Origin of the sequence: Bacteroides sp. Ga6A2, from assembly GCF_000702225.1 — a bacterium.
Lineage (GTDB): Bacteria > Bacteroidota > Bacteroidia > Bacteroidales > Bacteroidaceae > Ga6A1.
Window position 1 is genome coordinate 68,494 of sequence record NZ_KL370874.1, and the last position, 14,901, is coordinate 83,394.

The window sequence follows — 14,901 nt, forward strand, 5'->3', positions numbered from 1 at the left end:
AAAGCGTCACCTATCAGTAACCGCAGCATCCGTAGGATCTGCGAACAGAAATGATATGGATATTTTCGACCCTGAAAGCGGTCGCCCATTGCGACAGATGGGGCACTCTTTCAGAGTGCTTATTGTTGATGGCTATTATTCCGCAGGTCGTGCCGACCTACGGTTACTAAGCGGAGACGCTTTCAGCGTCTATAATGAGTATAATACACAGATAGTCAGATCTATTATATTTTACAGAAGCAACAATACCATGCGTTGCATAAGTAAGGAATGTATAAATTATCCCGAATTCGCGTATTTTATACGAAATCCCCCAAAACAGTAAAACGTCTGATTTTCAACATAAGTTACATTTTTACGTCCTTAAAAGTGTAGAGGTTTAACACTTTTTCGTCCTTAAAAGTGTAAAAGATGCGAAAAATATTACTATTTTTGCAGAAAATATCTGGCTTATGAAAAGACTTGCAATAAAAGATTTATACAAGTGGAAGGAAAACAAGAGGCACAAGCCACTCATTATTAAAGGTGCGAGGCAGGTTGGCAAAACTTGGCTTATCAAGGAGTTTGCCAAAGAAGCATACGAGAAATCCGTCTACATCAACTTCGAAGAAGACGAAATGCTTCAGAATGTTTTTCTGAAGGACTTCGACACTAAACGCATAATTACAACCATAAGTCTTGCAAAAGATATAGACATAGATTCCGAAACTCTGCTTATCTTCGACGAGATTCAGGCTGCGCCGCGCGGAATAACATCGCTAAAATACTTCTGCGAGAATGCTCCGGAATACGACATTATCTGTGCTGGGGCGCTGCTAGGAATAGCCATGCATAACAACGACTCGTTTCCTGTTGGCAAAGTTAATTTCATCGATGTGTCGCCAATGAATTTCGAAGAGTTTCTTCTCGCTGTGGCTGGCAAGAAATACGTAGACCTTATCAAGTCGGGCGACTGGGAACTTATACACACCATAAAAGACAAACTTATTTCATGGCTGAAGACATATTACGTTGTCGGCGGAATGCCAGAAGTTGTTGACACTTATTGCAAGACTAACGATTTTTCTGACGTTAGAACCGTGCAAGACGACATTCTTGAAACATACAGCAACGATTTTTCGAAGCATGCACCAATCAACGAAGTGCCACGAATAAGAATGGTATGGAACTCTATTCTTGGTCAGCTTGCAAAGGAGAACCGCAAATTTTTGTATGGTATGTTAAAGGACGGAGGACGGGCAAAGGAATTTGAACTGGCTATAGAATGGCTGATAGATGCAGGTCTTGTGAGCAAGGTAAACCGAACAAAAAGCGGAGAATTTCCACTGAATGCTTACGAAGATTTCAGCGCGTTCAAACTCTACATGCTCGACATCGGTTTAATGTGCGCCATGAGCAAAATTTCGGCAAACGTTATAATAAACGGAAATGAACTGTTCTCGACATTTAAAGGAGCACTCACCGAACAATACGTTTACCAGCAATTAAAGCCGAGCGCCGACAGCATTTTCTATTGGTCTGCAGAAAACTCGCGTGGCGAACTGGATTTCATAATGCAGAGCGACAACAAAATCCTGCCGATAGAAGTAAAAGCAGAGGAAAATCTGAAAGCCAAAAGTCTTAAATTCTTTGTAGATAAATTCAAAGGGTTGCACGGAATCCGCATATCGATGGCTGACTACCGCCGTCAAGACTGGCTCACAAACATTCCTCTCTATACTTTAAGTATGCACAACATTTCCGAGGAATGACATTTCAGTTCGTTGCCATCTTAGCCGAAATGCTGCAAAAAAACATTGAGCGGAAAAAGAAGGATTGACTCCTCGTTTTTTCCGCTCTATACTTAATTATTATAATACGAACTCTGCGGTGATGCCCCACTTTGTCATAGTATGCAAATCGGCATACAGGTCGGCGTGCATTCTGACGAAATGCTTGCCTACCGCCATCTGCGCACCACCGCCAAGATAAGCACCAGTAAACCATGTACTTCCCATAGCGTAGCAATTATACATCCAAGAGCCTTCGTAGGCTGTTTCCTTTTCTCCGAAATCAACAACGCATATTCCACCGCTACGAACAAACGGGAGAATCTTTCCTTTACCAAACGGCTTAACCAAGCCTAAAGAAAGAGTCATTCTGCCCTTACTTTCGTATTTTGTATCAAAATGTCTCTTCCCATTAAAAGTTATGCCGTTACGTTCAAAGCTACTTTTGGGAGAATATGCCAGACACAACTCCATGCTACCGTCCTTCACAATTCGCTCGATACCAAACTCAGCTCCTATACCAATCTCGAATGTAGAACCAGAATAGCTGACACCTTGCCATTCCTGAGAATGAGTTTCAGCATACCAATCCAAAAGTTCCGGTTTTTCTCTTGAATAGTATGCAAACCCCGTAAATGCCTTTAAATGAAACTTTGACTTGTCGGATTTTTCATCGTACTCGTACACCATACAATTACTGCCATCGGTACATACATCATTGTGATAGTCACGTACCACATTTACAAGTCCCTTTCTTGACAAGTTCTTTTTCAGCAAGTTTTTCTGGTTCATGTCTTCGATAGCTGTCTTCGAATCTTTTAGCAGGTATCTCACCTTTCCGTACTGTTCCTTCTTATTTCGCATATAATCCTCTTCTTCCTGAAATGTCGACAAACAAGAGGAATGCGGAATGTTGGTAAGCTTTACCATCTCGCCGTCCTCACGCTCAAAGAAGAAGTGCTCATTAGGATTGTCGGCCACGCAGTACAAATTCATCTTGCCCTTAACCATAAATTCGGCAAAGTACAGACGCGGTTTGCCGTCGACATCAAGCTTGCGCGTAACGAAATATTTGCCGTTACCGTCGAACCTGAAGCCTTCGATGTCGCCGGGCTTGTAAGTTTTACCCTCGGTTTTACCTTCTGCCCAGAACTCACATTCTCTTGAGAGCGTCTCGTTTGTACGGAAGTCTATAATACCTCTGATTGTGTCACCTGAATTTGTAATGATTATTCCCGATTTTGGATTGATCTGCGCCATCGTCATCGTGGCTGAAATAGCCAACAGCGCGAAAAGAATGATTTTTTTCATTATATAAATAACCTATGTTTAGTGTTTACCAAAAACGAAAAGAACGCCATGGCAAAATAGTAGAGCCATGGGATTCTTTCGTTCTATGCTTAGTCTGTTACAGTACGAACTCTGCGGTAATGCCCCACTTTATCGTTGTATTCCAATCACTATATAAGTTGGCATGCAGTCTGGCAAAATGCTTGCCTACCGCCATCTGCGCACCAGCTCCGAGATAAATGCCAACCCCAGACGGAACAATCTTCGGACCTGCATCCGTCTTCTTCTCGCCAATACAAATGCCAACGTCAGTAGAACCTGCACTATTATAGGGAACATACGACTTAGAGTCTGCATAAAGTAAATTCTCTTTTCCGGAATTTACGGTAGGCTCAAACATTACACCACCACGAACAAGCGGAAGAATCTTGCCTTTACCATAAGGCTTGACTAAACCTAAAGAAAGAGCCATTCTGGCATCACTTTCGTATTTTGCGTCATAATGCCTTTTCCCGTCAAAAGCTACGTCTTTACGTTCAAAACTGCACTTTGGAGAATATGCCAGACACAACTCTATGCTGCCGTTCTTCATAAATCGCTCAATACCCTTTTCTATTCCAATACCGAATTCGAATGAAGACCCTGAATAACTGACACTTTTCCAAATCTCAGCGTTTCTGTCTTGTGAAAAAATCATAAGTTCCGGCCTCACTTTAGAATAGTATGCAAAACCTGCAAATACCTTAAAACGGAACTTTGGCTTGTCGGATTTTTCATCGTACTCGTACACCATACATGTGCTACCATCGGTACATACATCATTGTGATAGTCACGTACCACATTTACAAGTCCCTTTCTTGACAAGTTTGTTTTCAGCAAGTTTTTCTGTTTTATATCTTCGATAGCCGTCTTCGAATCTTTCAGAAGGTATCTCACCTTTCCGTACTGTTCCTTCTTTATTCGCATAAAATCCTCTTCTTCCTGAAATGTCGACAAACAAGAGGAATGCGGTATGTTGGTAAGTTTTACCATCTCGCCATCCTCGCGCTCAAAGAAGAAGTACTCATTAGGATTGTCGGCCACACAGTAAAGGTTCATCATGCCCTTAACCATAAATTCGGCAAAGTACAGACGCGGTTTGCCGTCGACATCAAGCTTGCGCGTAACGAAATATTTGCCGTTACCGTCGAACCTGAAGCCTTCGATGTCACCGGGCTCGTAAGTCTTACCCTCGCTTTCACCTTCTGCCCAGAACTCACATTCTCTTGAGAGCGTCTCGTTTGTACGGAAGTCGATAATACCTCTGATTGTGTCGCCTGAATTTGTAATGATTATTCCCGATTTGGGATTGATCTGCGCCATCGCCATTGTGGCTGAAACAGCCAACAGCGCGAAAAGAATGATTTTCTTCATTGTTTTTCAAAAATATCGCAGCAAGATTTTAATACTTATTTTGGGATTTACCTGATTTATAAAGATCAAATGCAACAACAGTAACTCACCTTGTCAATATTCTGCTTGTGAATGTGCTGCAAACCATAAACAATAGAAACTGAAAGGTTTGCAAAAGTACACAAATAAAACAAAATATAACAATTTTTATATGATATTTTTATTGAAAAAAACGAGAGTTCTCACTCCGCGAAGATTCATTATTATGCTATCGGTCAAAAACCTTACTAAATTCATCAACACTAATCCTTACAGGCTCAACCATAAACTCTGGGCGATTGTAACTCTTCAGCAGGAAGGTATTGTATTCGGGGTCTTCCTGCGGCATAAGGAATGCCTTTTCAACCTTTCCGTTGTTGAAGTACGAGAAATACACACGGCTGTAATTTCCGTCGTCGCGACGGCTGGCGCACATAATCCAATGTCCGTTGCTCGACCATGTAGGATAACTGTCAGAATTCTCCTTGCTGTTTAGAGCACTAAGGTCGACAAACGAAGCTGCCTCGACTGTGAGAGGCGTACCCGAAAACTTCTCCATAGGTATGCAAACGATGTCGGCATCGCGATGACGGCTATGGAAACAGCCGTACTGACCTTGTGCAAACAACAGATATCTGCCATCTGGGCTGATGCGCGGCAGGGTTACGCTCTTGTCAGATGATGCGGCATCGTAGACAAGTTCTTCATCGCCGAAGTTATGCGTTGCCACATCGAACGAACGGCGATAGAGGTTGTACTGCACCTTCGGATATGTTGTTCTTATATCCTTGTCGCGCATCTCCTCGGGAAGCGGAACGGACTTGCAGTAATAGAGATACTTACCGTCGGGCGACCATGTTGGATAAACCTCAAGAAGCTCTGGGTCGTTGCTTACAATTGTTACCGAGTCGGTCGTCACATCATAGAGAATCATATCGCTGGCAAGGTCGTAAACCTCAATCTTATTGTCGTTCGCCGTGTGGAATGCCTGTCGAGTCTGGTTAGTCGAGAAGGCAATCAGCTTAGCCGTTGGATGCCATGCCGGATAAACTCCTCCCGAGATGGTATAGTCGCGCTTCATGTTTACCCTCGAAACCTTGCCGTCGTTTACAATCACAGTTCCACCATTAGACAGGCGAACATGGAAAAGCATGTTGTCGGTCTTATAGTTCTGATAGCTGTGGCAATTTATGCACTGACCTTTTGCCCTGTCATTCATCGTAATCTCGTTGTTGAAAATCTGAGTCTCCTCGAACGTGGTGAGGTTGCGCTGGGCAATCTCCATAAAGCTCCATGCAACGTATGTCGGCTCAATAAGGCGGTACGACAGATATTCGTCTATAGGCTCTTTGGCAACACGTATTTCAAAAGGCTTGAACGACAGCCACTCGCCTTTTTTCTTGCCCCACACCTCAACCTTTATGCTCTTGCCTTTCGAAGCATCGAGCATATCGTGCCATTCATCCTCTGGAATCTGCACCTTAACGCCATCGCCGTATGTCTGCTGCTTGCCGTCGGGCATGGTGATGCGCGCTACACACTCTTCATACCCATCTTTTGGAAGCATAAAGTTGAGCGGAGCGATATTGCAAGGCACGGTAACATCGCAATAATCGGGAAAGATGTCGGGCTGACATTTGGCATCCTTAGATGCTGAAGGAACATCAGGATGACTTACACACGATGACAGGAGCAACAGAACTCCAAACAAACAATAATATATATTTTTTCTCATGATTTTCTTATGATGCTATTTCGCTATCTTTACTGTTAACGGTATTAGAATATTGCCTTCCGAAGAAGTAATAATACCAATAGGTATCTCCAAATTCTTCACGCATTTCTTCAGCAACCTTTCCAATAGTCTTTCCAGGCTTTACTTGTTTCGACAATATATCACAAAAATGCTTATAGCGATTATAAATTTCCTCTTCAACAGGAATCATCATACGCTTTTCTTCCGGGGCTCTATCAACAAACAGTATATAAGCCTCCTGCGCATGCAGAGGAAAATCCCCGCCCTCATGCATTTTTAAATAATTACGCAACGATGGCCAGAAGCATTGTGAGTTACAACGCAACATCGAATAGAACAACGCTTGTTCTGATGCGACCTTTATATCCGAATCGCGCCACAGGCTAACTGTATTAACAATGTAACTATCGCTGTTCTCAACGCCCGTAAGTTCGTCGGAATATGCCTTTTGTAAGTCTACAACATTTTTCGCGACCTTGGCAGGCTGCCAGTTTGCATAAAACGGATGATGATGCAGCAATGTAGTATAGCGTTCAACCAGTTTTTCATCTCCATTAGCCAAGGCACAACGCGAAAACATTTTTAAATAGAAAGGCGAAAAACCTTTTTGTACTGCCATTTCAAAATTCAGGCGGATGGCTTCATTCATCAAGCCATAATTATAATATACCAAAGGGGATGCAATACTCAAAAGACTGACAAAAAGCGAATCAGGATTGGTGATATCTGCACCTATATTGCCCATTTTGAATGAACGGTCGAGCAAACCGCCCTCGTTCATAAGGGCTATATTCTTCAAGAATACCATCGTAGTCGTTGGCTTCTTAGCATCAGTTGCGATATTAAGAACCTCTTTCCAGTTGTCATCTTCGGCATAGCGCACCATACGCATCTCGTCGATATAGTTCTTGTCCTTAAACATCAACGACGAAACAAAGATGATACCGGCTACAGAACACAACGCCGGTACAATCCACTTGTCGAGATACCTGCCACACAGCGAAATGAGAATAGATATGCCACCAAGCACCCAAAACGGAATGGAAGCGTGCGTACTACTGTCAGTTGGAGTTACAAAGCGAGGCAAACCAGCAAACACGACATCGTCGAATTTCAGATTTGAATAGAATAAGCGGTGCCAGATAAGGGCGGCAAAAATGAGCAAGATTATGCCCACAATCTCACGCCATGTAATTTTCTCGACAACCGCAAGACACAGAATAAAAAGCAAAGCAAACCACCCAAGCACCGGATAGACGACAAAACCAAATACATACCATATAATATGCCATTTGCGCGGAGTGCAACGTGCCGTCCACAAAAGCAACAGCGTAATGAGATAACCTACCGACTGCGAGAACCAATAGCCCCTCAGAGTTGAGATATAAACCCAATAGCCCAAATCGACAACCGATGTGAGCAGACAGGCTACAGGCAAGAGCATCATGGCAGCGGCACTTCCATTCAACCTGAATGCCTTAGAACCAACATAGAATATAAGAGCCCAGATAGCCGCCAGCACTCCTGCACCCAAGGCAGGACGATAGAAAAGTTGTGTTAGCCAGGCTCCCACATACTGAATAAGTCCAAAAGGCTTAGACAGAAGTCTATGGAAGAAAGGCGCTCCGAAGATGAACTCAGAACGGTCGTGAGCGGTATAGAATACCTCCTGATTTATAAATAATATATATGCGACAAAAGAAATGAAAGCCAACAGGCTCACACACAGAATGCCATTAGAAACTTTGCTGATATTTATCATCTTTTTTGGTATAAAAAGGCTGACTCATTTAATTGAGTCAGCCCTGAATATTTCCTATAAGGAATAATTAATACTCATAGTAACAAGCTTTGATCTTAATTCTTCCTCGTGTCATCAAGAGGTCAAGGTCTTTACCAGCACCACCATCTTTTTCAGCAGCACACTCCTTAGCCATTTCTTCGGTGATTGGAAGTTCCCAATAGCCTTTTGTTGGAGTCTCATTATCATAATAATTGGTACTCCACCAACCATTCATGACACGTATAGTAAGACCAACATCCTCTTTTTCGGTTTCCCAGATAAATTGTCCCTCTTCTGTATCGGTAATTTCAAAGACAAGTGTCTTGAGTCCAAAATAGGTCTCTTTGTTAAGATATGGGAAATACTTACCTTCATTATCGCTGAAACGTCCAGCTCCGGCGTCACCTGACTCAAGCCAGAATTCTGGCTGCTTTGCAGGATCTTCACCATAAATCCAGAACTTCTTGATTATATCAGTTTCAACCTCACACTTGATAGGGTAATCCACCTTGACTTCAGTACCATCTGCACAAAGAGCAGTAAGAGTAACGGTATAATCACCAACTCTCATTTTTCTTTTTGCATAATTTCCAAGGAACTCCTTACCACCAACATCCCATCTTGCATTGACAGGTGCTGATGTCGAACAAGTAATGACGTTTCCATTATGACCCTGACCATCATTGTCGACAGTAACAGAAGTCATTGCCTTGAGCTCGTCAACCGAGATGTGACCGCCATTGCTGATATCCTCGTGAGTTGGATCACAAGCAGTGAAAGCACATACCGTGACAGCAAACAAAAATGATAATATCTTTTTCATCTTAATTTCTTATTAATAAAGTGAAACGTATTGTGTCTTAGCATCAGCAGCATCCCAACCAGCGTTCTGCACAAGTTTACCATTCATAAGGTTAATCTGAGACTGAGGCTTAGCCAAGAAACCGTTGGTAGCAATGTAACGCTCGGTCCAAGAGCAAGTCATGTGCTTCATTTCGCGCTTGTTTGCCTTATCGCCAAGACACACAATCTTCTGACCTTCCTGACGCTGCAGAGCCTTAGGTGCGTAAGAATCTGCTGTTGGGTTCTTACCACTCCAACGGCGCATATCGTTGAAACGAAGTCCCTCGAATGCAAACTCCCAACGACGCTCGTTCTGAACAGCAGTCAAAGAGTATGGAGTTTCAGGAACTCCTGCACGCTTCTGAACCTGATTCATGTACTGAGCATCACCTGTAAGCTCGGTAAGCATCAGAAGAACATCAGCATAACGCATCAAGTAGAAGTCCTCAAAGTGGTCACCCTGCTGGCTGTTACCAAGCGAACCTGTAGTAAAGCCAGGAGCCTTAGTCCACCATGTATCGTTTTTCTTATGGTTACCATTATCATCGACACAAGCATCAAGAGTTACAGGAGCATACTTCTTAACAGAATAGCCAGATTCCTCACAATCGTCCTTAACGTATGTATATTCTGCAAGTTCATTATCGCAGTCAATCAAAGAACCAAGTTTGCGAATATCGGTATAACCTCCTGCCTTTTCAGCTGCAGTCCAATCATTCCAGATGTTTGTTGAAGGAGTTCCCTGACCCCAGCCCTCGTTGAAAGGATAAGTATGATTAACATCACCATTATTACCGTTACAACGAAGAGCCCAGAAACATGACACATAGTTAGAATACTGGCGCTGATTCTTGTAGAAGTCAGTTCCAATATTCCAGTGAGAAGCATTCATAAACTGAATCTGGAAAATCTCCTCGGTATTACCATTACCCATGCCAGGCTGGTCGAAGCAGTTCTCACGCTTCATGTCTGCAATGAAGTTATAAGCATGAGTTCCCGCAGCATTCTCGCCATTCTCACCATCGTGAGCCTCATCCCAAAGGAGACTATTAGAATACTGCCAAAGTGAACGGAAATCTTCACAAAGTTTATAGCCGCCATTTGAGACTACATCCTTAAGGTTTGCAATAACATCATCCTTAGAAAGAGATGCAACATTACAGCCCTCCTGCTCTACAAGGTTGATGGCTGGAACTGAAGCTGTTGCAAGTTCGCCTGCATTCTTATAGAAACCAGCCCAGAACATATAAGCACGGGCAATGAACGACTCGGCAGCATACTTATCGGCATGACCAGAACCATTTGCTCTCTCAGCTTTCATAAGGTTCTTTGCTGAAACGAAATCTGAAAGAATCTGAGGATAGATAACATCCTCTGCACTTACCTCCTGCTCCATCTCTGGAGTAATGGTTGTAGAAGTAACCAATGGAACGTCACCGTACAACTGTGTGAGCCAGAGAGTATAGAGACCACGCATAAAATAAGCCTCGCCGAGAAGTTGATTACGCTGTTCCTTCTGCCCTTCTGTCCAAGGCACATTGTCTATAGTTTCAATTTGGTTGTTTGCACGCGCAATACCACCATAGAGAGTTACAAACAATGATTCGAACTGATTGGCACTTGCCTCTACAAGATAATGAAGAGACTTAACCTCCTTATCCTGCAAACCACCACTACCGAAGCAGTTGTCAGACATAATCTCCCACCAGTAGTTAGGGTTATTTTGCAAACCGCCTTTATCACCGCCACCCAAGACATTCAAAATGCTATATGTAGCAGCATTCAATGCCTCAACATCCGCAGGCTTACCCGGGAAAGTAGCCTGGGTCATCTCTGTAACACGTGGATCTGTATCCAGCATGTCGTTACAAGATGTTAACAAAGTTGCTGAACCAACAATTAATGCTGATAAAATATATTTCTTCATACTTATTAGTCGAATTAGAATTTAATACTTGCACCTACCATATATGTACGAGATGGTGGGTATAGACCCAAATCGATACCAGATGCCCAACTGTCAGTACCACCAGATGAACCAACCTCTGGGTCAAGACCAGTGTAACCAGTGAATGTGCAGAGGTTCTGAGCCTGAACATATAGACGAAGCTGCTGGAATGGGCAAGACTTCCAGATATGCTTGAAGTCGTAACCAAGAGTTACAGCCTTAATCTTGAAGTAGTCTGCATCCTCCATATAACGGGTAGACACATAAAGTGTGTTTGGATGACCTGTTCCTGAAAGGCGTGGTACACTATTTGATGTACCCTCACCATGCCAACGGTTCAAGATTGTGGTATCGTAGTTGTGATATGGGGTATCACAATAAGAACGATATGAACGCATAACCTGCATACCAAATGCACCTGCACCGTTTATTGCAAAGTCAAAGCCCTTCCATGAGCAACCGAGGTTGATACCAAGAGTTACATCAGGATTAGGATTACCAATCTCGTGGCGGTCGCAAGTCGCACCTTCAGCATTTGTAATCACGCCATCACCATTCCAGTCATCCCAAATACAGTCACCCGGCTGTGCATTGTCGAGAACAGCCTTACCAGCCTGACGTGCAGCTTCGATCTGCTCCTGATTCTGCCAGATACCACTATATGACATACCATAGAAGTAACCAATTGGTTTGCCTACCTCTGCACGGTAGATATAGTCTGTACCCTGTGAAAGGACATTATCCGGACCATTGATGTAACCATTCTCGTTAGCGATACGAGTTACCTTATTCTTATTGGTAGCAATATTAACACCTACATTATAGTTGAAGTCTTTTCCAACCTTGTCGTTCCAAGTGAGAGCAAGCTCAATACCTGTATTCTCAACGTCACCACCATTGATGTAAGCTGGGTTAGTACCCATAACAGCCTTATGTGGACCTACGATCAACCAGTCCTTAGTTGTCTTCTTATACCAGTCGAATACTACGCCCAAACGGTTGCTAAGGAAACGAGCATCGAAACCGAAGTCGAGCTGCTCAGAAGTTTCCCAAGTAAGGTCTGGATTAGGAACGATGTTTGCGTAAGCACCTGTATTAGGTTTTGAGACAACAGAGTTTTCCATGCTTGAACCAAACTTGTAACCATTGTCGTTATACTCTCCAGACTGAGCAATTGTAGCAAGATACTGGTACTTAGAAATTTGGTTGTTACCGTTCTGACCCCAAGATGCACGAATCTTCAAGAAATCCATCCAGTTCTGAGTGCTTTCCATAAAGCTTTCATTGCTGATTACCCAACCTGCAGATACTGATGGGAAGAAGCCCCAACGATGACCATCGGCAAAGATACTTGAACCATCATAACGCATAGTTACGGTAGCCATATACTTCTCATTCAAGTCCCAGTTCAAACGACCGAACCAAGAAGCGAGGTATTCTTCATCATTTGGACCACCACTCAAAGAAGCACCAGAGTCACCAACTTTAAAGTTAGACAACCATGCAGAATTCCAGCCCTTAAGCGTTGCAAGCTGCTCACCAGCGGCAACCTTGTTAGAGCCTGAAAGGTTTGTGCTCCAAGCTGTACTCTGGAAACTCTGACCAACCATGGCACTAAACTTATGACCATTAATTACAGGAAGATCGTAAGTAAGAGTATTTTCAAAAGAGAAATTAGAGTTCAACCAAGTGTTCTGGCTAAGGCTATACTCTGTAACTGTACCAGTACCTGGGCTCGGAGAACGCGGTTCTGCATAGCCACGATAAGCACCTGCACTCCAGTTGTAGTTAAACTGAGAACGCCACTTCAAACCCTTAATTGGCTGAATAACCAAGAACGCAGTTGCTGCGGCATTGATGCTGCGGCTTTCTGCCATAGAGTTGAAACCACCCTTCTCAAGGTTCTCCCAAGGGTTATTGAACAATACAGAGTTCCAGCCTGTTCCCGCATTGGCATTGTTATATATCTTACCGTCGTCTGTATACTGTGGCAACATCGGAGCTGTCTGAAGCAAACTGTGAATATAACTCCAATACATACCATCCTCTGCCAAATCGTGATTCTTGCTATAGCCAATAGAGATGTTCTCACCAACAGTGATAGCATCGAAGTCCTTAACTCTCAAGAGCACATGGTCGCTGTTGATTCGGATTGTATGACGGTTATAGAAAGAAGCCTTGTCTGCACCCATGATACCTTCATTATCAGTATAGGTGTAAGACATTGCAAACTTAGAACGATTTGAACCACCTGTTACTGTTACAGAATGATTCTGCTGCTGAGCATTCTTATTTTGGAATACGTCCCACCAGTCAGTACCTTCCCAACCATTCTCTACCTTATTAAGGATATCCTGAGGAACCCAGCTTGCCCAATCCATATACTTATCAGCAGAAGAAGTATTGAAGGTGAACTCATCTATGATAGTCATGTACTGCTTAGCATTAAGAAGCTGTGGACGCTTGTAAACATTAGACCAACCCATAGCACCGTTGTAGCTGATTTCAATCTTACCAGCCTTACCCTGCTTTGTTGTAACGAGGATAACGCCGTTGGCAGCACGAGAACCGTAGATTGCAGCAGAAGCGGCATCTTTCAAGACATCGATACTCTCGATATCGTTAGGGTTGATGCCATCGAGGTTACCACCTGCTACACCATCAATAACATAAAGAGGTGCAGCATTACCAATAGTTCCGGCACCACGAATCAATACCTTGTAGCCCTTACCCGGCTGTGAAGAAGACTGTGTAATCTGCACACCCGGAGTCTGGCTCTGCATAGCCTCGAGTGCATTAGTTGTGTTCAACTTGGCGATATCATCACCCTTTACCTGAACAGTTGCACCGGTAACCAGTTTTTTCTTCATTGTACCGTAACCAACTACTACAACCTCTTCGAGACTCTTAGAGTCCTCAGCGAGCTGAATTGTCAACTTGTCGCCGGTGACTTTCACTTCCTGCTGAACATAGCCAATGTAAGAGACAACCAGAATTGCTCCACTTGGCGCTTCAATAGTAAAGCGTCCGTCAAAATCTGTAATTGTACCATTTCGGGTACCTTTTACCAGCACGTTTGCGCCGATAATTGGATCGCCACTCTGATCAACTACTGTTCCTACGACTTTCTGTGTCGGTGCGCTTGCTTCAACAGGTGCTGTAGCATTAGAGGCGAATACTTGCACAGGAGTACCGCCTAACAGGAAAGCAATGCATGCCCCTGCCATTAGCGCTTGTTTTCTAGTAATTAAATCCATATATACTGTTGTACTAAATTAAAGGCTTTTAACCTTTTGTTAATCTCTTGTTAGGATATTAAATTAAAGGCTTGCACCTTTTTGTTGTTATTCTCTGGTTATTAAATTAACGGCTATTCTTTATCACCTTGGGGGTTAATCTCGTGTTAGGTCATTAAAGCAATGTTTTTTCTTTCATCACCTTATTCGAAGTTAAACTCATGTTAGGTTATTAAAGTAATGGCTTTCCTCTTTTTTACTTCGTCACAAAAATAGAAATATAGAGCATCAAAAAATGATATTTTTTTATCTAATTTTGATACAAATTCTATTTTAAGAAATTTTAACACTTCAATTTTGGGAATATGCAAAGTACACGTTACAAATTAAGGGTAGTTAGATTCCAATCCGTTTTAATTCATCTTTGTACTGTTAACGATAACACTAATATATATGGATTTTGTCGATTTTATTTCCGAAAGGAAAACGTTGAAAACCCGAACGCATCCCGAACGAAACCCGAGAAAATTCGCGCCCGTTTTTTTCCTGCCACGCATTATTTACGCGAATTCGGGATAAATTATACATTCCTTACTTATGCAAGGCATAGTTTGTTGTTTTTCGTAAGACATCACAGAGCTGATTATCTGTGTATTATACTCATTACAGACGCTGAAGGCGTCTCCGCTTAGTAACCGTAGGTCGGAACGACCTGCGGAATAAGTAACTATAGGTGGCAAGCACTCTGAAAGAGTGCCCCATCTTTCGCAACGGGCGACCGCTTTCAGGGTCGAAAATATCCATATCATTTCTGTCCGCAGATCCTACGGATGCTGCGGTTACT

General features: G+C 43.0%; 9 protein-coding genes. 1 reads left to right on the plus strand and 8 read right to left on the minus strand.

What is annotated here, in order from left to right:
• Nucleotides 1-452 precede the first annotated feature (452 nt).
• Nucleotides 453-1,751: an ATP-binding protein gene (locus T538_RS0115810; RefSeq protein WP_031535618.1), complete on the plus strand. Its 1,299-nt coding sequence runs from the start codon at nucleotides 453-455 to the stop codon at nucleotides 1,749-1,751.
• Nucleotides 1,752-1,850: 99 nt separating this feature from the next.
• On the opposite strand, the gene T538_RS0115815 is transcribed toward T538_RS0115810, so the two are convergent.
• From T538_RS0115815 to T538_RS18535, 8 genes are all read right to left on the minus strand, one after another.
• The gene (locus tag T538_RS0115815; RefSeq protein ID WP_031541538.1) at nucleotides 1,851-3,080 is read right to left on the minus strand and encodes a hypothetical protein; all 1,230 of its coding nucleotides are present in this window, start codon (nucleotides 3,078-3,080) and stop codon (nucleotides 1,851-1,853) included.
• Between the two features lie 97 nt (nucleotides 3,081-3,177).
• A complete protein-coding gene (locus tag T538_RS0115820) occupies nucleotides 3,178-4,473 on the minus strand; it encodes a hypothetical protein (RefSeq protein ID WP_031535622.1) in 1,296 nt (431 codons plus the stop codon).
• Between the two features lie 247 nt (nucleotides 4,474-4,720).
• Nucleotides 4,721-6,226, minus strand: coding sequence for a TolB family protein (locus tag T538_RS0115825; protein WP_034539391.1), 1,506 nt, complete (start codon nucleotides 6,224-6,226; stop codon nucleotides 4,721-4,723).
• A gap of 7 nt (nucleotides 6,227-6,233) precedes the next feature.
• Nucleotides 6,234-8,009 (minus strand): DUF6057 family protein, encoded by a 1,776-nt coding sequence (locus tag T538_RS0115830; protein WP_031535626.1) that lies wholly within the window; start codon nucleotides 8,007-8,009, stop codon nucleotides 6,234-6,236.
• A 67-nt stretch (nucleotides 8,010-8,076) separates the two neighbouring features.
• Nucleotides 8,077-8,853, minus strand: a complete 777-nt coding sequence (locus T538_RS0115835) for a hypothetical protein (protein WP_031541539.1) — start codon at nucleotides 8,851-8,853, stop codon at nucleotides 8,077-8,079.
• 12 nt (nucleotides 8,854-8,865) lie between these two features.
• On the minus strand, nucleotides 8,866-10,734 hold the full coding sequence (locus T538_RS0115840; protein ID WP_031535630.1) for a RagB/SusD family nutrient uptake outer membrane protein: 1,869 nt from the start codon (nucleotides 10,732-10,734) through the stop codon (nucleotides 8,866-8,868).
• An 80-nt stretch (nucleotides 10,735-10,814) separates the two neighbouring features.
• Nucleotides 10,815-14,048: a SusC/RagA family TonB-linked outer membrane protein gene (locus T538_RS0115845; RefSeq protein WP_051656187.1), complete on the minus strand. Its 3,234-nt coding sequence runs from the start codon at nucleotides 14,046-14,048 to the stop codon at nucleotides 10,815-10,817.
• Nucleotides 14,049-14,720: 672 nt separating this feature from the next.
• Nucleotides 14,721-14,861 carry a hypothetical protein gene (locus T538_RS18535; protein WP_155993318.1) on the minus strand — a complete coding sequence of 47 codons (141 nt, stop codon included), beginning with the start codon at nucleotides 14,859-14,861 and terminating at the stop codon, nucleotides 14,721-14,723.
• Nucleotides 14,862-14,901 lie beyond the last annotated feature (40 nt).

What these genes read in the sequence shown, in the direction of transcription:
- T538_RS0115810 (WP_031535618.1), top strand. Translation starts at nt 453, where the DNA reads ATGAAAAGACTTGCAATAAAAGATTTATACAAGTGGAAGGAAAACAAG.
- T538_RS0115815 (WP_031541538.1), bottom strand. Translation starts at nt 3,080, where the DNA reads ATGAAAAAAATCATTCTTTTCGCGCTGTTGGCTATTTCAGCCACGATG.
- T538_RS0115820 (WP_031535622.1), bottom strand. Translation starts at nt 4,473, where the DNA reads ATGAAGAAAATCATTCTTTTCGCGCTGTTGGCTGTTTCAGCCACAATG.
- T538_RS0115825 (WP_034539391.1), bottom strand. Translation starts at nt 6,226, where the DNA reads ATGAGAAAAAATATATATTATTGTTTGTTTGGAGTTCTGTTGCTCCTG.
- T538_RS0115830 (WP_031535626.1), bottom strand. Translation starts at nt 8,009, where the DNA reads ATGATAAATATCAGCAAAGTTTCTAATGGCATTCTGTGTGTGAGCCTG.
- T538_RS0115835 (WP_031541539.1), bottom strand. Translation starts at nt 8,853, where the DNA reads ATGAAAAAGATATTATCATTTTTGTTTGCTGTCACGGTATGTGCTTTC.
- T538_RS0115840 (WP_031535630.1), bottom strand. Translation starts at nt 10,734, where the DNA reads ATGCTGGATACAGATCCACGTGTTACAGAGATGACCCAGGCTACTTTC.
- T538_RS0115845 (WP_051656187.1), bottom strand. Translation starts at nt 14,048, where the DNA reads ATGGCAGGGGCATGCATTGCTTTCCTGTTAGGCGGTACTCCTGTGCAA.
- T538_RS18535 (WP_155993318.1), bottom strand. Translation starts at nt 14,861, where the DNA reads ATGGATATTTTCGACCCTGAAAGCGGTCGCCCGTTGCGAAAGATGGGG.